We start from the raw sequence: 21,225 nt of genomic DNA, 5'->3' as shown, positions 1-21,225 counted from the left end.
CCTCTGACACGTCGGCAACGGGATCACATACCAGCAGGCCCGTCACGAAAGGGGAACATGAGCACCTACTGTGCCCGGACACACCACCCCACGGCAACCCGGATCAGGTACACGAATCCCCAGCACACGACCGGTCATCGGACCTTCGACCGCACGGACCACACGAACGCCGCAAACGACAGCACCGCCGACACCGCCATCACCACGGCCATGCTCAGCACCGACGCCTCACCCGACGGGGTCATCCCGGCCAACGCGGCCACACCGCCCCCCATCGCGAACTGCAACGCACCCATCAGCGCCGAACCCGTGCCCGCCACCGCCACCGGCTGACCGTCCAGCGCCAACACCGTCGCGTTGGGCATGATGAACCCGACACTGAACATCATCAGCGCGAGCAGCGCCGACACCACGGCCAGCGTCGCCACACCGCACAACTCGAACACCAGCAGCGACACCACCGCCACCAGCGCGATCACCAACCCCAGAGCCAACCGACGCGGCGCCTCCACGCGCCCCACCAGCACCCCGTTGATCTGTGTCCCCGCCATCAGCCCCAGCGAGTTCACCGCGAACAGCCACGCGTACACCTGAGGCGAGGCACCGAACCCCTCCTGCGCCACGAACGAGAACGACGACACATAGGTGAACAGCATCCCGAAACTCAACCCGACCGTGAGCACCGGAGCCATATACCGCGGATCACGCAGCAGCCGCCCCACCGTCACCGCCAACTCCCGCGGCCCCCGCGAACGCCGCTCCTCCACCGGCAGGCTCTCCGGAAGCCACACCAGAGCCAACACGAAACTGAGCACCGACACCACCGCCAGCACCCAGAAACTCAACTGCCACGGCCCCACCAGCAACAACTGCGCCCCGGCCAAGGGGGCCAGCAGCGGCGCCAGCAGCATCACCAGAGCCAGCCGGGAGAAGAACCGCACCGCCTCATCACCGGAGAACAGGTCGCGCACCACCGCGCGGGCGATCACCGCACCGGCCGCACCCGCCGCGCCCTGGATGAACCGCACCACCGCGAACACCGTCGCGTCGGGCACGAAAACGCACAATACAGACGCCACCGTGAACAGCGCCACGCCCACCAGCAGCGGCCTGCGTCGTCCCACCGCATCGCTCATCGGGCCGATCACCAACTGTCCGACCGCGAGCCCCAGCATCATCGCCGTCAACGTGAGGTGGATCTGCCCCTCGGTCGCCGCCAAGTCATCGGCGACCTGAGGAAACGCCGGCAGGTACATGTCGGTCGCCAACGGGCCCAGGCCCGTCAGAACACCCAGCACCAAGACCAGGAGAGCGACCGAACGGCGCGGCCGGGCGGAACGGACCACACCACCCGACCCGGAAACCGACCCGACTGACAGGGACTCCGATGACTGCACGATCACTCCAAAACACGAGGGGGAGGGGGATCAGGGACACCACCGGGGGACCGAAGAACACCCCAGGCCATCCCATATCAACACTGTTGAACACCAAAAGCGTCCCGGCAACCCCCGGCATCCGCTGTGACTTGCACTACCCGGGCACCGCTTCAGCGCACCAGCCGGTCCACCAGCCGCTCCACCTCGGCCGCCGGATCCTCCGTCAGCCCCCCGTGTACCGGCCCCGTCTGCACGATCGTGCTCCTGGGTGCGGTCAACCACCGGAACCGCTGCCCGGGGCGCTCACCACCGGCCGCACCCGCCCCCCGACCGCCCGCACACGTCGCCTCGACCGCCGCCAGGGCCCGCCGCACGCCCGCCACATCGGTGTCCGGGGCCAGCGCCAGCAGCTTCCGCTCGTCCAGCGCCGTACGGGCCGCCAGGAACGCCCGCTCCTGGCAGTAGACGATCACCCCCGCGTTCACGCACTCGCCGCGCTCCAGGCAGGGCACCACCCTCACCAGCGCGTACTCGAACACGCACCGGTCGCGCTCCTCGCCCACGCGTCCGGTCGTCACCGCGTCGCTGTAGCGCTCACCGCCGCTCACCGCCCCACCTCCGGCAGCCAGGAGCGGTCCGACAGCCGGGCCAGCAGGTGTCGCACGTAGGCGTCGCGCACCTCACCGGGAGAGCCGAACCCCGGCTCGTCGGCCAGCCACTCGTCCGGTACCAGGTCCACCGCTGCGCGCAGGAGTCCCTCCCCCACCACGGGGGCCAGTGCCGCGTCCGCGGCGGCCAGATCGGGGGAGAAGCCCGACAGAACGTGGTCGGAGGCGTCGTAGGGGCGGGAGACGAACCGGTCCGCGTTAGCCCAACTGTGGTGGAAGATGAGTGTCGCCCCGTGGTCGATGAGGTAGGGACGCCCGTGCCACAGCAGCATGTTCGGGTTGCGCCATGAGCGGTCGACATTGCCGGTCAGAGCGTCCAGCCACAGTACCCGGCCGGCGAATCCGGGATCGGCGCCGAAAGCCAGGGGATCGAACCCCAGCGACCCGGGCAGGAAGTCCATCCCAAGGTTGAGTCCGCCGCTGGCCCTGAGCAGTTCCTGTACCTCGGGGTCGGGCTCGCCCCGCCCGATCACCGGATCCAGTTCCACCAGTGCCAGCTCGGGGACCGGCAACCCCAGGGCCCGGCCGAGTTCACCGGTGACGACCTCGGCCACGAGCGTCTTGCGCCCCTGACCTGCCCCTACGAACTTGACCACGTACATCCCCAGGTCGTCGGCCTCGACCAGACCGGGAAGCGAGCCCCCTTCGCGCAGCGGCAGGACGTACCGCGTCGCGACCACTTTCCTCAACACGACGACCAGCATAGGCAGGCACCGGGCGTGGACCGGCCCCACCTGCGGTCACCGCGCCCAGGGCCGCGCAGACGGCCGAGGTCGCCCCGCCTGCCGAAAGCCCCGGCACGGGGCCGGCCGTGCCCGCTCTCCGCCCCTGAACATGTTCCAGCCCCCTGCACGGGCCGACAATGACACGTCGCGCTCGGCCCGGGTGGGAAAGCGTGCGGCGTAGCCGCGCGATTGTCTTTTAGGAGTGTTTTGATTCTCCTTTCGAGATGAACAGCCACCTTTACGTCGTAGATTTGTATGGGTCTACAGAGGAGAACGTGGCATCTCCTCCAGGACTACCGCCACCTCACAGGTGGTCCTCGGGGTCGCCCTCCAGGTCCTCCCCCTCCGTCGAGGGCCTCGGCGTCTGCGGGGCGGGCTCCTCCTCCACCGGCGAGGCCGACTCACCCTCCTCCGCGTCCTCGGGCTCGATCTGGATCGGCCCCGGCGGAGGCATCTCCGGCGGAGGGAACTGCAGCATCCACCAGTACAGGGCTGTGACCAGCAGCAGCAGGAAGACCAGGAAGGCGGCCAGAGCACCGACCAGCCACCAGTTCCGCTCCCCCGGCCCGGCCCCGGCCTCCCGGTGGTCCTGCCGAGGCGCCCAGCGCGCGGCGGCCCCCGGCCGCTCCCCCGCCCAGTACGGCAGCACGACCGGTCCGTCGGCGACCACCGGACCGCCCTCGGCGACCTCCCTGAGGACCTCCCCCGCCGCGGAGGCGGCGCCGGGCAGCGCGACCCACAGCACCGACCGGCCGCGCGTGCGCGCGGCCAGGACGTCGTCTCGGCCGCGGACCGCCCGCACGAACCTCTCCCGCGCCCGGGGGTCGGCGCCGGCCCCGGAGTGCAGCACGGCCACGCTCACCTCGGCCCCCGAGGCGTCCCGGCCCAGGAACACGACCCCCACCGGGGAGGTGTCCGCCCTGCCGAGCAGGCGGAACCCGCCCAGTTGGCGGGGATCGTCTCCGCGCAGGCCCCGGGTGGCAACCCCCATGTCGTGGTCCCCTCGTTCAACGACTCGGCCGCCCGCCACGTGGCGTCGTGTCCCGGAATCTCCCGGGTGAAGCGGGTAGTGTCGCCACAAGCGGGTGATCCACACCCTATTCGGCGCTACCTGTCACGCGGGGCTCCCAGTCGGAGAGGCGGAAGATGTCAGAGAACTCACCCGGAGCCGTGCCCCCGCAGGGCGCGGACGGCACCCCGGGCGAGCCCACCAGGCTGCTGCGCTCGGCGCTCCAGGAGGTCTCCACCGTCATCGTCGGCCAGGACCGGATGGTGGAGCGCACCCTCATCGCCCTCGTCGCCCGGGGCCACTGCCTCATCGAGGGCGTGCCCGGCGTCGCCAAGACCCTGGCGGTGTCGACCCTGGCCAAGGTCACCGGCGGCTCCTTCTCCCGCATCCAGTTCACCCCCGACCTGGTGCCCTCCGACATCGTGGGGACTCGGATCTACCATCCCTCCACCGAGAGGTTCGACGTCGAGCTGGGCCCGGTCTTCGTCAACTTCGTCCTCGCCGACGAGATCAACCGCGCCCCGGCCAAGGTGCAGTCGGCGCTGCTGGAGGTCATGGCCGAGGGCCAGGTCTCCCTCGGCGGCACCACCTATCCGCTGCCCTCCCCGTTCATCGTCATCGCCACCCAGAACCCCGTGGAGTCGGAGGGCGTCTACCCGCTCCCCGAGGCGCAGCGGGACCGCTTCCTGATGAAGGTCGACGTCGGGCACCCCGGCGCGCACGAGGAGATGGAGATCCTGCGCCGGATGAGCACCCGTCCGCCCACGGCGCACCAGGTGCTGGACCCGGTCACCCTCAGCGAACTGCAGTCGGACGCCGAGCGCGTCCACGTGCACCAGCTCATCGCCGACTACGTGGTGCGCCTGGTCATGGCCACCCGTGAGCCCGAGCGCCACCAGATGCCGGACCTGCGCCAGGTGCTGGAGGTGGGCGCCAGCCCCCGCGCCACCCTCGGCCTGGTCGCGGCCGCACGCGCCCTGGCCGTCCTGCGCGGGCGCGACTACGTCCTGCCCGACGACGTCAGGGTGCTGGCCCGCGACGTGATCGCCCACCGGCTCGTCCTGACCTTCGACGCCCTCGCGGACGGGGTCACCGCCGGCCAGGTCGTCGACCGCGTCCTGTCCACGGTCCTGGCGCCCCGGGTGATCTGGGACGAGCCTCCCAGCGGCGAGACGGCCTCCTTCGCCTCCCCGAGGTGAGCCCCGTGTCCGCACCGATGTTGGGAACCGACGCGCGTCTGCGGGCCGCGCTGCGCCGGCTGGACCTGCGCATCGTGCACCGCCTGGAGGGGCTGCTGCACGGCGAGCACCTCGGGCTGCGCCTGGGGCCGGGGTCGGAGGCGGCCGAGGCCCGCCTGTACCAGCCGGGGGAGGACGACGTCCGCCTCATGGACTGGGCGGTGACGGCCCGCACCGACGTCCCGCACGTGCGCGACCTGGTCGCCGACCGCGAGCTGGAGAGCTGGACCCTGCTGGACCTGTCGCCGGGCATGGACTTCGGTACGGGCCTGCACACCAAGCGCCAGGTGGCCGTCGGCGCGATGGTCGCGGCGAACCTGCTCACCCAGCGGGTGGGCGACCGCTTCGGCGCGCACTTCCTCCACCAGGGCACGGTGCGGCGCTGGCCCGCCCGGTCCGGCAAGGAGGCGCTGCTCTCGCTCCTGGCCACGGTGGCGGCCGCCCCCACGGGGGACGCCCCCCACCCGGGCGGCGCGACGCTGGCCGACGCGGTGACCGACCTGGTGCGCACCCGGCGGCGCCGGGGGCTGCGCGTGGTCGTCTCCGACTTCCTGGACGGCCCGTCCGGGGAGGGCGGGTCCCCCGACTGGGAGCGGCCCCTGCGGCAGTTGTCCTCGCGCCACCAGGTGCTGGTCGTGGAGGTGGTCGACCCCAGGGAGCTGGAGGTGCCCGACATCGGATCGGTGACCCTGCGCGATCCGCGGACCGGGGCGGTGCGCGACATCCGGCTGACCGCACGGGTCAGTGAGCGCTACCGGCGGGCAGCGCACGCCCAGAGGCAGGCGATCCGGGCGGCGCTGCGGCGGTGCGGCGTCCACCACCTCGTGCTGCGCACCGACCGCGACTGGGTTCTGGACACCGCGCGGTTCGTCATCCACCAGCGCCGGACCGCGCACCACATGGCCAGGCACACCCCGGGGACGCCCCGGTGACCACGGAACGGCGGCAGAGGATGCGACACCGACGGCACGGGCGGCAGCCGTACCGGGGCGCGGACGGACGGAGGCGGGGCGCATGACCTTCCTGGAGCCGCAGCGGCTGTGGTGGCTGCTGGTGATCGTGCTGCTCGTCGCGGCCTACATGTTCGCCCAGACCCGCCGTCGGCGGTACACGGCGCGCTTCACCAACCTGGCCCTGCTGGACCAGGTGGTGCCCCGCCGCCCGGACCTGCGCCGCCACGTCCCCCCCGTGCTGTTCACGCTCGCCCTGGCGGTGCTGATCGCGGCGATGGCGGTGCCCGCCATGCCGGTGCAGGCGCCCCGGGAACGGGCCACGATCATCGTTGCGGTGGACGTGTCCCTGTCGATGGCGGCCACCGACATCGAGCCCGACCGGCTGAACGCGGCAAAGAAGTCTGCCCAGGGGTTCGTGAACACCCTCCCCGACCGGTTCAACGTGGGCCTGGTGTCCTTCTCCTCGACGGCGACGGTGGTGGCCTCGCCCACCCAGGACCACGAGGCGGTGGTCACCTCGATCGAGAACCTGCGGCTGGGGCCGGGCACGGCGATCGGCGAGGGCGTGTTCGCCTCGCTGGAGGCGATCCGCGGTTTCGACGAGGACTCCGTCGAGGACCCGCCCCCGTCGGCGATCGTGCTGCTGTCGGACGGGGAGAACACCAGCGGGCGGGCGATCGCGGAGGCCTCGTCCGTCGCCGCGGAGGCGGGCATTCCGGTGTCGACGATCGCCTTCGGCAGCGGCGCCGCGCTGATCGAGATCGACGGCTACCAGGTGCCCGCCGACATCGACAAGGAGGCGCTCATGGAACTGGCCGACGGCACCCGGGGGCACTTCTACGAGGCCGCGTCCGAGAACGAGCTCAACGACGTCTACGAGGACATCGGCTCCTCGCTGGGCACCGAGTGGGTCCATGAGGAAATCGTCACACGCTTCGTCCTGGCCGCCCTCCTGCTGGGCCTGGCCACGGCGGTGACCTCGCTCCTGTGGTTCCAGCGGATGCCGTGACCGCTTCCCGGCGGTGAGCGGGTGCCTCTCCTGCCCCACCCCCGCACACTGTGATGTTAGCGACATCCGTTTAATAGGGGTTTACCCCATTCCTGTCGTGCCCACGGGTTAGCGTTGCCATGTTTTGTCCTGCCCTTCCAGTTGAGGAAAGATGCCGAACATACCCGCAGCAGCACCCACCGCGATCTGCTTCGACCTAGACGACACGCTCATCGACGACAGCGCCGCGTCGTCCACGGGGCTGCGTGCGGTCATGGAACGGATCGGCCACCCCGACTTCTCCGCCGCACGGACCCTGTGGGAGGTGCAGACCGAGATCTCCTTCGGTACCTACCTGCGCGGCAAGATCAGCCTGGAGCAGCAGCGCCGAGAGCGCATCCGGGCGCTGGCCGTCCAGGCCGGCCGCTCCGACCTGGTCGACCAGCAGTGCGACGACCTCTACCGCCTCTACCTGGACGCCCACCGCTCTGGCTGGCAGGTCTTCCCCGACACACACCGCGCACTGAACGCCCTGGCCTCCGCCGGGTACCGCCTGGCCGTGGTCACCAACGGCGTGGAATCCCTCCAGCACGCCAAGATGCAGGCCCTGGAGCTGACCCCCTACTTCCACACCGTGGTCTGCGCCGACACCGCCGGCGCGGGCAAGCCCGACCCGCGCATCTTCGAGACGGCCGCCCAGCGCCTGGGCGTGGACCCGCGCGCCTGCTGGCACGTCGGCGACCAGATCCAGTCCGACGGTGTGGGGGCCCGGGCCGCGCACATGCACCCCGTCGTGATCGACCGCCGGGGCGGGAGGGGCTTCGAGGGCGTGACCATGGTCTCCGGCCTCGACGAGCTGCTCCACCTGGTCGGCCTGCCCACCGCGGCCCCCTCGGGGGTGCTGTGAGGCCCTCCCGGGCCACCGCGCGCCGCGTCACCGTCCACCTGGTCCCGAGGACCGGGACCGCTGTGCGCGGGCGGCGGCTGAAGTTCCCCGAGTCCCCGGAGGCGGTGGCCCGCGAGCTCGGCGGCCTGGCCCCGGGCACCCCCCTGTCGGCCGTGGACGTGCTCACCGAACTGGGTACCTCCCCGGAGGGCGGCACCGTGCACGTGGACCGCCTCGTGTTCGCCGAAGCGGACGGGACGCGCCCCCTGGTGACCGGACCGCTGCCCCCCTCGGTCGCGGAACTGGCCTCCGAGGAGGCGCCCGCCGACGGCCGCCCCCGGCTGAGCCGGGTGGCCTCCTACGGGATCGTGACCGGCCCGGACGGCCGCCTGCTGCTCAGCCTGATCGCCGAGGGCTTCCCCGGCGCGGGCACCTGGCACCTGCCGGGCGGGGGCGTGGACGCCGGGGAGGACGTGCGCGAGGCCCTGCGGCGCGAGGTGTTCGAAGAGACCGGCCAGCACGGCGCCGTCGGAGAGCTCATCGCGGTGACCGCCCACCACCGGACCGCGCCCCCCGGGCCGCAGGTGCACGGCGTGTGGGTCTTCTTCCACGTGCACGTGGGAGAACCGGTCGCCGCCCGCGTGGTGGAGACGGGCGGGTCCACCTCCGACTGCGGGTGGTTCGCCCCCGAGGAGCTGGTCGGGTTGCGCCTGTCCACCACGGCCAGGCGCGGACTGGGGCACCTGGTCGGCCGCCCGGACGGGGACCGCTGAGCCGTTCGGCTCAGCGGCGCCGCTCGCGCAGCCACCACAGGAGCGCGCCGGACCCCAGCACGGCCAGCCCCACCGCCCCCACGTGCAGTGGAAGACTGCACGCCAGGACCACGCACCCCGCCAGCCCGGCCACCGGCACCAGCAGCGGCGGACGGTTCTCGTCCGGCCCCAACCGCAGCGCCGAGGCGTTGGTGATGGCGTAGTAGACCAGGACGCTGAAGGCGGAGAAGGAGATCACCCCCCACAGGTCGGTGAGCAGCACCAGTGCCACGGCCACCGCGCCGACCGCGATCCCCGCGCGGCGGGGGACTCCGAGGCGCGGGTGCAGGCCGCGCAGGAAGCGCGGCAGGTGGCCGTCCTCGGCCATCACCGCGGCGGTGCGGGACACCCCCGGCAGCAATGACAGCAGGGCCCCCAGGCTCGCGACGGCGGCACCGGCGACGACGAGGGGCACCAGGGTGTCGAAGCCCGCCGCCCGGACCGCGTCGACCAGCGGCGCGGCGCTCGTGGACAGGCGCTCGCGGCCCAGCACGATGAGTACGCCGGTGCCCACGACCAGGTACAGGGCGAGCACCCCGCCCAGGGAGAGGGCGATCGCCCTAGGGATGGTCCTGCGCGGGTCGTGGACCTCACCGCCCAGCGTCGCCACGCGTGCGCAGCCCGCGAAGGCGAAGAAGATCACGCCGGCCGCGCCGAGCAGGCCGAAGGACCCGGGCCAGGGGCCGAGTCCGTCCACCTCGGCGACGGCGGCCAGACGGCCGCTGAAGCCCATGGCGACGACGACGGCGGCCAGGACGGCCAGCACCGCCCCGAGCACGGCCTTGACCGCCAGTGTGGAGCGGCGCACCCCCCAGTGGTCCAGGGCGACGACCGCGGCGACGGCTGCCGCGGCGACGGGCCGCTCCCAGCCGGGCGCGGCGTAGGCGGCAAAGGTCATGGCCATCGCCGCGCAGGAGGCGGTCTTGCCGACCACGAAGGCCCAGCCCGCCAGGTACCCCCACAGCTCGCCCAGGCGCTCGCGCCCGTAGACGTAGGCGCCGGCGGACCGGGTGTGGCGGGCGGCGAGGCGGGCGGAGGAGACGGCGTTGCAGTAGGCGATCGCGCCGGCGACGACGATGGCGACCGGCAGCCAGGCTCCCGCGCCGACCACCGCCGGGGCGAAGACGGAGAACACTCCGGCGCCGAGCATCGCTCCCGCGCCGATGGCCACCGCGTCGGCGGTGCCCAGTACACGGGCAGGGGTGGCCTGGGCTCCGGAGGGGGTGGTCAAAGGCGTCTCCTAGGGTTGGGTGGTGACCCGCCTTTTCCGAGTGTGCCCGATCCGGATGACCATCGGGTGCCCGTGGGTGTGAGGGCGGTGACCGCTTCCGGTCGCGACGGTGTCGCCGCGCGGGGGTCCGGACCGCGGGCGGCCCCCGGCGGGCGCCGGGGGCCGCATGGTTCACGCGCCGTCGTGGCGGAGCCCTCAGCTCGGCCGCCACGGGGTGCCGGTGTTCTCGTTGATGTCCTCGGCCGCCACCTGGCGAAGCTGGCGGGAGAGGTCGGACAGCGCACGCGATACGGCCAGTTCCTCGCCGATCTCGGGAACGTCCAGGTCCGCCGGGTGCTTGCGGGCCATGCCGTGGCCTCTGAGAGCCGTCCCGTCATCGGCGATCATGCCGACCTCGGCCCAGGTACGCGCGGCCTCCCCCTCGCTCTCCTCCGACACGACGACGTCGACGTCCCAGCGCTTGGTCGTCTGCATGGTGCTCGCCCCCTCCGCCTGTGTGTCCGCGGCCTTTGACGTGGGCTCGATGTGGGCGTCCGGTCCGGGGTACACGAGGTCGTCGTGTCCGTGCTCGCTCTGGAGCCAGTGCACCTGGTACGGCGGTTCCCCGCCGCTGCCCCGGACGCCGGTCACGATCCCCGTCCTGCGGTGTGCGTCGTCGCGCGGGCTCTCGACGACCAACCGGTCTCCTACCTGTGCTCGCATGCTCTCCCCCACAAACCTCGGCTACCTCCATCTTGGGCACGGCCGGGCGTCCGGTCCCGGGGGTTGACGATTTCGTTCCCGCTGGAACGGGAGGTTTTTGCCGTGCGGTCCCCCTCGCTTGCGGTGCTGGTACCGTCGCTGCGTGGCCCAGCACTACTTCGACCCCGACCCCGGCACCGCCAGCCGCCCGTCGACGGCCGACCTCGTCCTGCCCGACCTGCACCTGCGGCTGCGCACCGACCGGGGCGTGTTCTCGCCCGACAGGGTCGACCTGGGGACCCGGGTGCTGCTGGAGACGGTGCCGCCGCCACCGGCGCGAGGGCGGCTGCTGGACCTGGGCTGCGGTTACGGACCCATCGCCCTGACCCTGGCCTCACGTGCCCCCGGCGCCCGGGTCCTGGGCGTGGACGTCAACTCCAGGGCCGTGGACCTGGCCCGGCGCAACGCGGCCGAGCACGGGCTGGGGGGCGCACGCTTCGCCGTGGTCTCCCCCGGGGGCGGCCTGGCCGCGGACCAGGGGCCGCACCGGCCGGAGGCCCCCTCCTGCACGGAGCAGGACCTGGCCGGGCCCTTCGACGCGGTGTGGTCCAACCCGCCCATCCGGGTGGGCAAGGGGGTGCTGCACGCGATGCTGCTGACGTGGCTGGGCCGCCTCGCCCCCGGCGGCGAGGCCCACCTGGTGGTGCAGCGCCACCTGGGCGCCGACTCGCTGCAGAAATGGCTGGACTCCCAGGGCCTGCCCGCCGAACGTACGGCCTCCCGCGCGGGGTTCCGGGTGCTGCGCGTGCGCCGCTCCAGCACCGGCGAAACGCCGTAACACCGATTTTGCCCGTTGTGCCCCAGGTGAGGAGTGCGGTCGGCCCCCCGACCGGTTAACCTGAGGCGAGCACTGGCAGAATCGAGAATCCGACCCCACCCGCTGAGGAACACACCGCAGTTGAGCACGCAGTTGCGTCCCACGGACGTCAAACGCCTGAACCGGCAGTGGCGCAGGCGCACGGAGGGGCGCGTCGCCCTTCTCGTCGAATCCGTCACCCAGCCCTTCAACCTGGGTTCGATCCTGCGCACGTGCGCGACGCTTGGCGTGGACCGCCTGTGGCTCACGGGCAACAGCGCCGACCCCGACGACCCCAAGGTCGGCAAGACCGCGCTGGGAACCGCGGCGAAGGTCCCCCACACCCGCTTCCCCACCACCGCCGAGGCGCTGGAGGACGTGCGCTCGGACGGCTACAAGGTCGTGGCGGTCGAACTCGCCTCCGGGGCGCTCCCCCTGCACGCCGCCCCGCTCGAACCGGACGTGTGCCTGGCCGTGGGCGCCGAGGACCACGGCTGCTCCCCTGCCCTGCTGGCGGGCGCGGACGCCGTGGCCTACATCCCGCAGGTCGGCCGGGTCGGATCGCTCAACGTGGCGGTGGCCACCGCGATCGCCCTCACCGAGGCCCGCCGCCGCGAGTGGGCCTCCCTGGGCGGGGAGGCCGACGCCCCCGTCGGGGGCTGACCGGGAACCCTTCCCCGCGTCCGAACGTTCTCATCGCACACACAGGCCGTTTCAGGCACATCCGACGCGCGAAGGCGCAGAGAGAGGAACAGTGGACCCGTCCCGAAGTACCAACAGCGTCCCCCGCGGATGCTGTGACCCAGATTCAGACGAGCCCCCTTCTCCTAGGGGCGCGCACCGGTACAGGAACCCCGCCCCGCGGCGGACACAGGCGGTGCGTGCCCGATGAGCACCGTCCTCGGTATCGCCGTCGGCCTGCTGGTGATCCTGGTGATCATCGCCGCCAACGGGTACTTCGTCGCCCAGGAGTTCGGCTTCATGGCGGTGGACCGCTCCCGTGTCCGGGCTCGGGCCGCCACGGGCGACCCCGTCGCGAGGCGGGTCAAGAAGGTCACCGACCGCACCTCGTTCATGCTCTCCGGCGCCCAGCTGGGCATCACCGTGACCGGCCTGCTGGTCGGCTACGTGGCCGAGCCGATGATCGGCCAGGGCATCGGTGAACTGCTGGGGCTGACCGGGGTCCCCGTGGCCACCGGTGTGGCCGTGGGCACCGTCTTCACGCTGCTGTTCTCGACCGCGGTGCAGATGGTGTTCGGCGAGCTCTTCCCCAAGAACCTGGCGATCGCCCGCCCCGAGCCGGTCGCCCGCTGGCTGGCCCTGTCCACCAACATCTACCTGCGGGTCTTCGGTCCCGTGATCTGGCTGTTCGACCAGGCGGCGATCGTCCTGCTCAAGGCGGTACGGATCACGCCGCTGGAGGACGTCCAGCACGCGGCGACCCCGCGCGACCTGGAGAGCATCATCGCCGAGTCCCGGGAGAAGGGCGACCTGCCCGCGGAGCTGTCCGCCCTGCTGGACCGCACCCTGGACTTCCACGAGCGCACCGCCGGGCACGCGATGATCCCGCGCCCGGAGGTGGCGACGGTGGAGGAGGGCGACCCGGTCAGCCGGGTCGTCGAGCTGATGGCCTCGGACCACTCGCGCTTCCCGGTGCTGGGCGACGGCGTGGACGACATCGTGGGCGTGATCTGCCTGCGCGACGTCCTGGCCCTGGGCGAGCGCGACCTGGCCGCGATCAGGGTCAGCGAGGTGGCGCGGCCCACCGTCATGGTCCCGACCTCGCTGCCGCTGCCGGAGGTGCTGGACCGGCTGCGCGAGGCGGACGAGGAGTTCGCCTGCGTGCTCGACGAGTACGGCGGCCTGGCCGGGGTGATCACCACCGAGGACCTGGCCGAGGAGCTCGTGGGGGAGATCGCCGACGAGCACTCCCCCGACGAGGAGGCCCCGGCGCACCTGGAGCACGAGGGCGGCTACATGGTGCCGGGCGCCCTGCACGTGGACGAGGCCGAGCGACTGCTCGGCCACGACCTGCCCCAGGGCGACTACGAGACCGTGGGCGGCCTGCTCATCCACGAGCTGCACCGGCTGCCCGACGTGGGCGACCGGGTCGACATCGCCCTGCCCCGGCCGGCCGGCGCCCACGAGGAGGACCCTGACATGGAGCTGACACTGATCGTCGACTCCGTGCAGCGGCACGTTCCGCACACCGTGGAGCTGCGCCTGCACGAGGCGGCGGACGCCCGGTCCCGGGAGGTGCGGGCATGAGCGACCTGAACCCGTGGGTGGCGCTGGCCCTGACCGCGTTCATCATCGCGCTGAGCGCGTTCTTCGTGGCGATCGAGTTCGCGCTGGTGGCGGCCCGCCGCTACCGGTTGGAGGCCCAGGCCGAGCACAGCGTGTCGGCGCGCGCCGCGCTGCGCAACGCCCGCGACCTGTCACTGCTGCTGGCCGGTTCGCAACTGGGCATCACCCTGTGCACGCTGGCCCTGGGGGCCATCTCCAAGCCCGCCGTGCACCACCTGCTGGAGCCGCTGTTCTCGGGGCTGCCGCACGCGGTGGCCTCGACGGTCTCGTTCGTGCTCGCCCTGACGGTCGTGACGTTCCTGCACCTGGTGGTGGGTGAGATGGCGCCCAAGTCGTGGGCGATCTCGCACCCCGAGAAGTCTGCGACGCTGCTGTCGATCCCGATGCAGGCGTTCATGTGGTTCACCCGACCCCTGCTGGTCACCCTCAACGGGATGACCAACTGGTTCCTGCACCGGTTCGGGGTGGAGGCCGTGGACGAGGTGTCGGCGGGGCACGACCCCGACTCGGTGCGCGAGCTGGTGGAGCACTCGGTCAAGGCCGGGGCCCTGGACTCCGAGCGCCGCGACCAGCTCGCCACCGCGCTGGAGGTCAACTCTCGGCCGCTGAGCGAGATCATCACCCCGCGCGAGGAGATGGCGTGGGTGGCGCCCGAGGCCGGCCTGGAGGAGATCAAGCGTGTCTCCCGCTCCTCCACACACCTGCGCCTGGTCGTCGTGGACCAGGAGCAGCCGGTGGGCGTGCTGCACGTGCGCGAGGCCCTGACCCGCCCGCCGGGGACCACGGCGGCCGACCTGATGCGCCCGGTGCTCACCCTTCCGACGAACACGCCGATGTACGCGGCGATGAGCGTCATGCGGGAGAGCCGCAGCCACCTGACCCTGGTGGAGGAGGACGGTGCGCTGCGCGGACTGGTCACCCTCCAGGACATCCTGGACCGGCTGCTGCTGCTGGACACCGCGGCCTGAGGCCGGACGGGAACCGCCGGGGGCGGGGGACGCACCGTCCCCCGCCCCCGGCTCCGTCTCGGCGTCAGGACGTCTTGACGGTGAGGTTGACCTCGATGTTGCCGCGGGTGGCGCGGGAGTAGGGGCACACCTGGTGGGCGGCCTCGACGAGCTCCTCGGCCTTGGCCTGGTCGGCCCCGGGGATCGTGACGACCAGGTCCACCTCCAGGGACAGGCCGTCCTCGGCCTTGCCCAGGCCGACACGGGAGTCGATGGTGGAGCCGGCCAGGTCGGCACCGGCGCCGCGGGCGACCTTCTTCAGGGCGCCGTGGAAGCAGGCGGCGTAGCCCACCGCGAAGAGCTGCTCGGGATTGGTGCCGGGGCCGTCGTCGCCGCCCAGCCCCTTGGGGACCGACAGGTCGACCGACAGGCGGCCGTCGTCGGTCTTGCCGGTTCCGGCGCGCCCCTCACCGGTGACGGTGGCGTTGGCGTTGTACAGGATGTCGAGAGCCATGGACTGCCTTTCTGTGTGGTCCGGCGCCCAGCGGGGCGCCGTGGTTCGGGATGCGGCCGACGGTGTTCAGGACCCGGCCCCGGGTACGGGGCGCGAGCGCCCGCCTCGGGGGGCGGACTCCACCGACGCGGTGAGGCGGTCGAGCGCCCGCCGCAGCTCACCGGCCTGCTGCGGGTCCAGCCCGGCCGCGCACAGGACGCGCCCGGGTACCGTCCACACCCGCGAGCGCATCCGCTCGCCCTCCTCGGTCAGGGTGACCTCGACGACGCGCTCGTCGTCGGCGCTGCGGCGCCTGTCGAGGAGTCCGGCGCGCTCCAGGCGGCGCAGGAGCGGTGAGAGCGTGCCCGAGTCCAGGCGCAGGGCGCGTCCCAACTCCTTCACGGTGAGCGCGTCGCGCTCCCAGAGGGCGAGCAGGACGAGGTACTGGGGGTAGGTGAGCCCCAGGTCGTCCAGAAGGTCGCGGTAGAGCCCGGTCAGGGCCCGTGAGGCCGCGTACAGGGAGAAGCAGAGCTGGTTCTCCAGTGCCAGGTGCTCGTCCCGCTGTCCGTCTGCCATGGCCCGCTCCCCTCTCCCGTGTCCGCTGTGGCCGCACGGCCACCGTAGCACTCATTAGTTGTCCACAACATGATTTTGCGCAATGTTTTTGTCCGGGCTCGCCGTACAGCGGCGCACCCCTCGCTTCGGCGTGGCCTCGCGAGGAGCCCCGGCCCCTTGGGGGCTCGGGAGGAATCGCGTCTCAAAGAAAACGCACGCCCTGGGCCAGCGGCAGACCGCCGCCGTAGTTGACCGTGTTGGTCGCCCGCCGCATGTACGCCTTCCAGGCGTCGGAACCGGACTCTCGGCCGCCGCCGGTGTCCTTCTCCCCACCGAAGGCGCCGCCGATCTCCGCACCCGAGGTACCGATGTTGACGTTGACGATCCCGCAGTCCGACCCGGCCGAGGACAGGAACAGCTCCGCCTCGGCCTGGTCCCGGGTGAAGATCGCCGAGGAGAGCCCCTGGGGCACCCCGTTGTGCAGTTCCATCGCCTCGTCCAGGGTCCGGTAGGACATCACGTACAGGATCGGGGCGAAGGTCTCCTCCCGCACGACCTCCGTCTGCCCGGGCATGCGCACCAGCGCCGGCTCGACGTAGTAGGCGTCCGCGCCCGCCTCCTCCAGGCGGCGCCCCCCGCCGACCAGGACGTCGCCGCCGTCGGCCGCGGCCCGCTCCAGCGCCCCGGCCATGGCCTCGTACCCGTGCCGGGTGATGAGCGGCCCCACCAGGGTCGACTCCCCGAAGGGGTCGCCGATGCGGTCGCGTAGCTGCTTGTAGGCGACCACGAGGCGCTCGGCGACCTGGTCGACGACCGTCTCGTGCACGATCAGGCGGCGCAGCGAGGTGCAGCGCTGTCCCGCGGTCCCCGCCGCGGAGAACACACTGCCGCGCACCACCAGGTCCAGGTCGGCCGAGGGAGCCACCACCGCGGCGTTGTTGCCGCCCAGTTCCAGCAGGCAGCGCCCCACCCGCGCCGCGACGCGCGGGCCGACCTGGCGCCCCATCGCCACCGACCCAGTCGCCGACAGCAGCGCCACCCGGGTGTCGTCCACCAGCGCCCCGCCGACCTCGCGGCCGCCCAGCACCACCGTGTGTACGCCGGAGGGCGCCCCGGTGTCGGCCGCCGCGCGCATGAGCATCGCGTGGCAGGCCAGCGCGGTGAGCGGGGTCGCCTCCGAGGGCTTCCACACCACTGTGTTCCCGCAGACCAGCGCCACACAGGTGTTCCACGACCACACCGCCACGGGGAAGTTGAACGCGGTGATCACCCCGACCACGCCCAGCGGGTGCCAGGTCTCCATGAGGCGGTGGCCCGGCCGCTCGGAGGGCATCGTGCGCCCGTACAACTGCCGGGACAGCCCCACGGCGAAGTCGCAGATGTCGATCATCTCCTGGACCTCGCCGAGGGCCTCGGAGGTGATCTTGCCCGCCTCGATCGTCACCAGTTCGGCGAGATCGGCCTTGTGTTCGCGCAGCAGTTCGCCCAGGCGCCGGACGAGCCCGCCCCGCTGGGGCGCGGGGGTGTCGCGCCAGACCGGGGAGAAGCACTCGCGGGCGGCGGCCACGGCCCGCCCCGCGGAGGCGGGGGTGTCGAACTCGACCGGGAACAGGTGCTGGCCGGTGATGGGGGTGCGGGCCATCCCGGCCGCGCCGATCGGCTCGCGCAGCCGGTCGACCCCGCAGCGCTCCAGAGCGGCCCGGGCGCGGTCGGCGAGGGCGTCGGTGTCGGGAAGGGCGGCGGTGTGCATGGGATGCTCTCTTCGTCGAGAGGTGGACCTGGCATCCCACACACTGCCAACTCCGGCCCCTGCGGTCCAGGTCCACCGCCGCGGACGCCCGGCGCGCCCCCGGGACCACCGGGGAACGGCCCCGCTAGTAGTAGGAGGACTCGTTCATCGACCAGATCACCGATCCGCCGTAGAACACCAGGTAGACGACCCAGGCGACGATGCCGACGCCGAACATGGCGTAGGAGATGACCATGCACGTCCGTGCCGCCTGGGGGTTGCTGCCCGCGATGGAGGCGCTGACGATGCCGAGGACGAGCCCCACGATCGAGAACATCCAGCACAGGCACAGCCCGATGGCGTTGGCGACGATGGCGCCGATGGCCGCGCCCTGGATACCGCCCGACCCCGGCGGCGGGCCGCCGCCGATGGGGGGAGGCGGCGGAGGCGGGCCGCCCATCCCGCCGGGCGGCGGTGGATACCCCCCACCCGCTCCGGGCGGGGACTGGTACCCCCCTGTGCCCTCGGGCGGCTGGCCGGGACCGTAGTGCATCGGGTGTCTCTCTCGATCGGTTGGGGCACACGGGACGTGTACCGCCACGCACTGGGACGCGCGCAAACACGGTTCGGTTCGGAGAAACCCATCGCCCCGCACATTCATGACACGGTGCGCTCTTCATGTCGCGTTGAGTAGTAATGGGGTGGCTCTTCGGATAGTGTCCCAGCGTGTCTGTGACCTCACTGAGACGAGAACTCCGTGCCCGCGCTGCCGCGGCCCTGGGCCTGCTCCTCCTGGCGTCGGGCTGCCACTCCGACGCGCCGGAGGAGGCGCGCGCCGAGGCGATCCGCCTGCCGGTCGGCGAGGTGCCCGGCCTCGGCGTGGCCGAGCACTCCGTGGACACCGACCACAGCGTGGTGGGCTACCGCTACCCGCTCCTGGGCGAGGCACACCCGCTGACCATGGAGGTGCGCACCGCGATGGCGCGCCGCCAGACCGCGTTCCTGGAGGAGCTGACCGGCAGGGGCCGACCCGAGCTGCGGCAGGACGCGGCACTCCTGGCAGCCTCCTCCGACGTGGTCGGGGTCCGCCTCACAGCGGTCTCCTCCGCGGGGATCCGCGACCACGAGGAGGCCACCACACTGTGGTACGACGCCGAGAGCGGGGACGTGCTGCCCTGGACGTCGCTGTTCCGCGGTGAGGCGGCCATCGAACGCGCCCACCTGGTGCTCGCCGACGCCCTGCTCGATGACTACGGCCTGTCCCTGGAGGAGCTTCCGGGGATCGTCGGCGAGGTCGCCCTGCGCAGCGCGAGGGAGACCGCCTCCCCCGAGGGGGCGGTCGCTCCCGGAGGCGTCCCGGCGGAGACCGCCGGGAGCGAGGGCACCGACCTGCTCGACCCCGTGCGGGCGGCGGAGGCGGCCCAGGCGTGGGAGGGCTCGCCCTTCGAGGACCTGGCCTTCAGCACCGCCGGGGGCCTGGCGGTGCGCCTGGACCCGACGCAGTTGCCGGGCACCGGCCGGGTGAGCGATGTCGTACTGCCCCTGGAGGCCGGAGCGGCCGAGGGGATCCTGTCCGCGCTCGGATTCCACGCGCGCGACGCGGCGCTGGAGGGCCCCGCCTCAGGGCTGTCCGCCGACGGGCCCGTCTCGGAGAAGGACACCCTGGACTGCCTGCGGCTCAAGTGCGTGGCCCTGACCTTCGACGACGGCCCCGGCGAGCACACCGAGGACCTCCTGGACAGCCTCGCCGCCTTCGACGCCAAGGCCACCTTCTACGTCCTGGGCTCCCTGGTGGGCGAGTTCCCCGAGACCGTGGCGAGGATGGACGCCGAGGGGCACGAGCTGGGCAACCACACGTGGAAGCACGACGACCTGAGCGCGATGTCCGCCGCCGGGATCGAGGCCGACCTGGGCCGGACCAACCGGGCGGTGCGCGAGGTCATCGGTTCGGACCCGCCCACCCTGCGCCCGCCCTACGGCGCCCTGAACGGGACGGTGCGCGAGCACGCCGGCCTGCCCATCCTGTTGTGGGACGTAGACACCATGGACTGGCGCAGCCGCGACACCGACGAGATCGTCGCGCGCGCGCTGGACAAGAGCACCGCGGGCAGCGTGGTGCTGCTCCACGACATCCACGAACCGTCCGTGCGGGCGGTGCCCCCGGTGCTCAAGGAGCTGCACCGGCAGGGGTACCACTTCGTGACGGTCTCGGAGATGTTCGGCGACATGCTGGAGCCAGGCGACGTGTTCACCGACGCCCGACCCCAGTGAGCGCCGACCGGATCACAGCATGCGGCGCAGGAGCCGCTCCTTGAATCCGGTGACCGGCGCGTAGGCCAGCCGCATGGTGTCGGGCACGAGGGACTTGTCGAGCACCGACTTGGTGTGCGAGAAGGTGTCGATCGAGGCCTCGGAGTGGTAGGCGCCCATACCGCTCTCGCCGACCCCGCCGAAGGGCAGGCCCGGCACGGCCAGGTGGGCGATCGGCAGGCCGAAGGCCAGGCCGCCCGAGGAGGTCTCCGTGGTCAGGCGGCGCTTGGTCTCGGCGGACCCGGTGAAGGCGTACAGCGCCAGGGGCTTGTCGCGCTCGTTGACGAAGGCGATGGCGGCGTCCAGGTCGGGGATGCGGATGACTGGCAGGACGGGACCGAAGATCTCCTCGGCCATGACGGGCGCGCCGGGGTCCACCCCGTCCAGGACCGTCGGGGCGATGTAGAGGCCGTCGCGGTCGTACTCGCCCCCGACCACCGCGGTGCCCGAGTCCAGCAGGGCGGTGAGCCGGTCGAAGTGACGCTCGTTGACGATACGGCCGAAGTCGGGGCTCGTTCTGGGGTCGTCGCCGAACATCTCGGTGACGGCCGCGGCCAGTTCGCGCTCCAGCGCCTCGGCGCTGTCGCCGACGGCCAGGACGTAGTCGGGGGCCACGCAGGTCTGTCCGGCGTTGGTGAACTTGCCCCAGGCCAGGCGCCGCGCGGTCGCGGCCGGGTCGGCTCCGGGCTCGACGATCGCGGGGCTCTTGCCGCCCAGTTCGAGGGTGACGGGGGTAAGGTGCTTGACGGCGGCGGCCATGACCAGGCGCGCCACCGCGCCGTTGCCGGTGTAGAAGATGTGGTCGAAGCGCTGCTCCAGCAGGGCGGTGCTCTCGGGGATGCCGCCCTGGACCACCGCGACCGCCTCGGTGTCGAGGTAGCGCGGGACCAGGTCGGCCAGGGCGGCGGCGGTGGCCGGGGCGAGTTCGCTGGGCTTGACCAGGGCGGTGTTGCCCGCCGCGATGGCGCCGACCAACGGCGCCAGGGCCAGGTTCAGCGGGTAGTTCCACGGGGCGATGATCATCACGGTGCCGAGGGGTTCGCGCACCTTGCGGGCCTTGGCCGGGGCCAGCGCCGCGGGTACGGAGACCCGCTGGGGGCGCAGCCAGGACTTCAGGTGTCTCAGGGTGTGGTCGATCTCGTTGAGGACGAAGCCGATCTCGGTGGTGTGCGCCTCGACCGGGCTCTTGCCCAGGTCGTCCTTGAGCGCCTTCTCCAGTACGGGGCGCTCCTCGGTGAGCAGGTGCCGCATGGCGCGCAGTTGTTCACGGCGCCAGGTGACCGGCTTGGTGCGGCCGTCGGCGAACGCGGCGCGCAGGCCGCCGACGATCTTGGGGATGTCGGCGACGGCGTCTTCACTGGGGGCGTAGGTCTTCGACATGACCCGATGGTAAACGAAAGCGTTTCGTTTCCATAGGGGTAGAACGCCGCCGGCCGGAATCCTCCGCGCGCCCCTCCT

Annotated in this window: 21 protein-coding genes; 10 read left to right on the top strand and 11 right to left on the bottom strand. The window is 72.3% G+C overall.

The window, feature by feature from the left end; translation table 11 throughout:
* Positions 1 to 134 precede the first annotated feature (134 nt).
* The 4 genes from ACFHWE_RS17725 to ACFHWE_RS17710 form a co-directional block, all read right to left on the bottom strand.
* A complete protein-coding gene (locus ACFHWE_RS17725) occupies positions 135 to 1,346 on the bottom strand; it encodes a multidrug effflux MFS transporter (RefSeq protein ID WP_416602793.1) in 1,212 nt (403 codons plus the stop codon).
* A gap of 203 nt (positions 1,347 to 1,549) precedes the next feature.
* Positions 1,550 to 1,987 carry a DUF3037 domain-containing protein gene (locus tag ACFHWE_RS17720; RefSeq protein WP_416602779.1) on the bottom strand — a complete coding sequence of 146 codons (438 nt, stop codon included), beginning with the start codon at positions 1,985 to 1,987 and terminating at the stop codon, positions 1,550 to 1,552.
* Positions 1,984 to 2,751 (bottom strand): HipA family kinase, encoded by a 768-nt coding sequence (locus ACFHWE_RS17715; RefSeq protein WP_416602778.1) that lies wholly within the window; start codon positions 2,749 to 2,751, stop codon positions 1,984 to 1,986. Before ACFHWE_RS17715 ends, ACFHWE_RS17720 begins: the two co-directional genes overlap by 4 nt.
* Positions 2,752 to 3,076: 325 nt before the next feature.
* A complete protein-coding gene (locus ACFHWE_RS17710; RefSeq protein ID WP_416602777.1) occupies positions 3,077 to 3,763 on the bottom strand; it encodes a hypothetical protein in 687 nt (228 codons plus the stop codon).
* Between the two features lie 155 nt (positions 3,764 to 3,918).
* Between ACFHWE_RS17710 and ACFHWE_RS17705 the strand changes: the two genes are divergently transcribed.
* The 5 genes from ACFHWE_RS17705 to ACFHWE_RS17685 all read left to right on the top strand — a co-directional run bounded on the left by ACFHWE_RS17705 (position 3,919) and on the right by ACFHWE_RS17685 (position 8,619).
* The gene (locus ACFHWE_RS17705) at positions 3,919 to 4,980 is read left to right on the top strand and encodes an AAA family ATPase (protein ID WP_416602776.1); all 1,062 of its coding nucleotides are present in this window, start codon (positions 3,919 to 3,921) and stop codon (positions 4,978 to 4,980) included.
* 17 nt (positions 4,981 to 4,997) lie between these two features.
* Positions 4,998 to 5,951 (top strand): DUF58 domain-containing protein, encoded by a 954-nt coding sequence (locus tag ACFHWE_RS17700; RefSeq protein WP_416602792.1) that lies wholly within the window; start codon positions 4,998 to 5,000, stop codon positions 5,949 to 5,951.
* 82 nt (positions 5,952 to 6,033) lie between these two features.
* Positions 6,034 to 6,981, top strand: coding sequence for a VWA domain-containing protein (locus ACFHWE_RS17695; protein ID WP_416602775.1), 948 nt, complete (start codon positions 6,034 to 6,036; stop codon positions 6,979 to 6,981).
* Between the two features lie 151 nt (positions 6,982 to 7,132).
* Positions 7,133 to 7,867: an HAD family hydrolase gene (locus ACFHWE_RS17690; protein ID WP_416602774.1), complete on the top strand. Its 735-nt coding sequence runs from the start codon at positions 7,133 to 7,135 to the stop codon at positions 7,865 to 7,867.
* Positions 7,864 to 8,619 (top strand): NUDIX hydrolase, encoded by a 756-nt coding sequence (locus ACFHWE_RS17685; RefSeq protein ID WP_416602773.1) that lies wholly within the window; start codon positions 7,864 to 7,866, stop codon positions 8,617 to 8,619. The genes ACFHWE_RS17690 and ACFHWE_RS17685 overlap by 4 nt, the downstream gene beginning before the upstream one ends.
* Before the next feature lie 10 nt (positions 8,620 to 8,629).
* Here the strand turns inward: ACFHWE_RS17685 and ACFHWE_RS17680 are convergent, their stop codons facing one another.
* On the bottom strand, positions 8,630 to 9,889 hold the full coding sequence (locus ACFHWE_RS17680; RefSeq protein WP_416602772.1) for an APC family permease: 1,260 nt from the start codon (positions 9,887 to 9,889) through the stop codon (positions 8,630 to 8,632).
* Positions 9,890 to 10,084: 195 nt separating this feature from the next.
* Complete coding sequence (locus ACFHWE_RS17675; protein WP_416602771.1) at positions 10,085 to 10,591, bottom strand: dsRBD fold-containing protein; 507 nt, start codon at positions 10,589 to 10,591, stop codon at positions 10,085 to 10,087.
* Positions 10,592 to 10,733: 142 nt separating this feature from the next.
* Between ACFHWE_RS17675 and ACFHWE_RS17670 the strand changes: the two genes are divergently transcribed.
* The 4 genes from ACFHWE_RS17670 to ACFHWE_RS17655 all read left to right on the top strand — a co-directional run bounded on the left by ACFHWE_RS17670 (position 10,734) and on the right by ACFHWE_RS17655 (position 14,701).
* Positions 10,734 to 11,408 carry a class I SAM-dependent methyltransferase gene (locus tag ACFHWE_RS17670; RefSeq protein ID WP_416602770.1) on the top strand — a complete coding sequence of 225 codons (675 nt, stop codon included), beginning with the start codon at positions 10,734 to 10,736 and terminating at the stop codon, positions 11,406 to 11,408.
* A 120-nt stretch (positions 11,409 to 11,528) separates the two neighbouring features.
* Positions 11,529 to 12,089 carry a TrmH family RNA methyltransferase gene (locus tag ACFHWE_RS17665; RefSeq protein WP_416602768.1) on the top strand — a complete coding sequence of 187 codons (561 nt, stop codon included), beginning with the start codon at positions 11,529 to 11,531 and terminating at the stop codon, positions 12,087 to 12,089.
* Between the two features lie 225 nt (positions 12,090 to 12,314).
* On the top strand, positions 12,315 to 13,694 hold the full coding sequence (locus ACFHWE_RS17660) for a hemolysin family protein (protein WP_416602767.1): 1,380 nt from the start codon (positions 12,315 to 12,317) through the stop codon (positions 13,692 to 13,694).
* Positions 13,691 to 14,701, top strand: coding sequence for a hemolysin family protein (locus ACFHWE_RS17655; protein ID WP_416602766.1), 1,011 nt, complete (start codon positions 13,691 to 13,693; stop codon positions 14,699 to 14,701). The genes ACFHWE_RS17660 and ACFHWE_RS17655 overlap by 4 nt, the downstream gene beginning before the upstream one ends.
* A 64-nt stretch (positions 14,702 to 14,765) precedes the next feature.
* On the opposite strand, the gene ACFHWE_RS17650 is transcribed toward ACFHWE_RS17655, so the two are convergent.
* The 4 genes from ACFHWE_RS17650 to ACFHWE_RS17635 form a co-directional block, all read right to left on the bottom strand.
* Positions 14,766 to 15,194: an organic hydroperoxide resistance protein gene (locus tag ACFHWE_RS17650; RefSeq protein ID WP_416602765.1), complete on the bottom strand. Its 429-nt coding sequence runs from the start codon at positions 15,192 to 15,194 to the stop codon at positions 14,766 to 14,768.
* Between the two features lie 66 nt (positions 15,195 to 15,260).
* Positions 15,261 to 15,749: a MarR family winged helix-turn-helix transcriptional regulator gene (locus ACFHWE_RS17645; protein WP_416602763.1), complete on the bottom strand. Its 489-nt coding sequence runs from the start codon at positions 15,747 to 15,749 to the stop codon at positions 15,261 to 15,263.
* A 181-nt stretch (positions 15,750 to 15,930) separates the two neighbouring features.
* Positions 15,931 to 17,478, bottom strand: coding sequence for an aldehyde dehydrogenase family protein (locus ACFHWE_RS17640; protein ID WP_416602762.1), 1,548 nt, complete (start codon positions 17,476 to 17,478; stop codon positions 15,931 to 15,933).
* A 124-nt stretch (positions 17,479 to 17,602) separates the two neighbouring features.
* Complete coding sequence (locus ACFHWE_RS17635; RefSeq protein WP_416602760.1) at positions 17,603 to 18,010, bottom strand: hypothetical protein; 408 nt, start codon at positions 18,008 to 18,010, stop codon at positions 17,603 to 17,605.
* A gap of 173 nt (positions 18,011 to 18,183) precedes the next feature.
* On the opposite strand from ACFHWE_RS17635, the gene ACFHWE_RS17630 reads away from it, so the two are divergent.
* Positions 18,184 to 19,728 carry a polysaccharide deacetylase family protein gene (locus ACFHWE_RS17630; RefSeq protein ID WP_416602759.1) on the top strand — a complete coding sequence of 515 codons (1,545 nt, stop codon included), beginning with the start codon at positions 18,184 to 18,186 and terminating at the stop codon, positions 19,726 to 19,728.
* Between the two features lie 12 nt (positions 19,729 to 19,740).
* On the opposite strand, the gene ACFHWE_RS17625 is transcribed toward ACFHWE_RS17630, so the two are convergent.
* Positions 19,741 to 21,147 (bottom strand): aldehyde dehydrogenase family protein, encoded by a 1,407-nt coding sequence (locus ACFHWE_RS17625; RefSeq protein ID WP_416602758.1) that lies wholly within the window; start codon positions 21,145 to 21,147, stop codon positions 19,741 to 19,743.
* Positions 21,148 to 21,225: the final 78 nt, after the last annotated feature.

The sequence above is a fragment of the Nocardiopsis sp. LOL_012 genome (assembly GCF_048060475.1).
In the GTDB taxonomy this organism is placed as follows: Bacteria; Actinomycetota; Actinomycetes; order Streptosporangiales; family Streptosporangiaceae; genus Nocardiopsis.
This window is presented reverse-complemented; position numbering and strand designations above follow the sequence as displayed.

Coding starts and splice junctions, on each gene's coding strand:
- ACFHWE_RS17650 (WP_416602765.1), bottom strand. CDS start 15,194: ATGGCTCTCGACATCCTGTACAACGCCAACGCCACCGTCACCGGTGAG.
- ACFHWE_RS17655 (WP_416602766.1), top strand. CDS start 13,691: ATGAGCGACCTGAACCCGTGGGTGGCGCTGGCCCTGACCGCGTTCATC.
- ACFHWE_RS17640 (WP_416602762.1), bottom strand. CDS start 17,478: ATGCACACCGCCGCCCTTCCCGACACCGACGCCCTCGCCGACCGCGCC.
- ACFHWE_RS17635 (WP_416602760.1), bottom strand. CDS start 18,010: ATGCACTACGGTCCCGGCCAGCCGCCCGAGGGCACAGGGGGGTACCAG.
- ACFHWE_RS17715 (WP_416602778.1), bottom strand. CDS start 2,751: ATGCTGGTCGTCGTGTTGAGGAAAGTGGTCGCGACGCGGTACGTCCTG.
- ACFHWE_RS17700 (WP_416602792.1), top strand. CDS start 4,998: ATGTTGGGAACCGACGCGCGTCTGCGGGCCGCGCTGCGCCGGCTGGAC.
- ACFHWE_RS17705 (WP_416602776.1), top strand. CDS start 3,919: ATGTCAGAGAACTCACCCGGAGCCGTGCCCCCGCAGGGCGCGGACGGC.
- ACFHWE_RS17690 (WP_416602774.1), top strand. CDS start 7,133: ATGCCGAACATACCCGCAGCAGCACCCACCGCGATCTGCTTCGACCTA.
- ACFHWE_RS17695 (WP_416602775.1), top strand. CDS start 6,034: ATGACCTTCCTGGAGCCGCAGCGGCTGTGGTGGCTGCTGGTGATCGTG.
- ACFHWE_RS17675 (WP_416602771.1), bottom strand. CDS start 10,591: ATGCGAGCACAGGTAGGAGACCGGTTGGTCGTCGAGAGCCCGCGCGAC.
- ACFHWE_RS17625 (WP_416602758.1), bottom strand. CDS start 21,147: ATGTCGAAGACCTACGCCCCCAGTGAAGACGCCGTCGCCGACATCCCC.
- ACFHWE_RS17660 (WP_416602767.1), top strand. CDS start 12,315: ATGAGCACCGTCCTCGGTATCGCCGTCGGCCTGCTGGTGATCCTGGTG.
- ACFHWE_RS17710 (WP_416602777.1), bottom strand. CDS start 3,763: ATGGGGGTTGCCACCCGGGGCCTGCGCGGAGACGATCCCCGCCAACTG.
- ACFHWE_RS17645 (WP_416602763.1), bottom strand. CDS start 15,749: ATGGCAGACGGACAGCGGGACGAGCACCTGGCACTGGAGAACCAGCTC.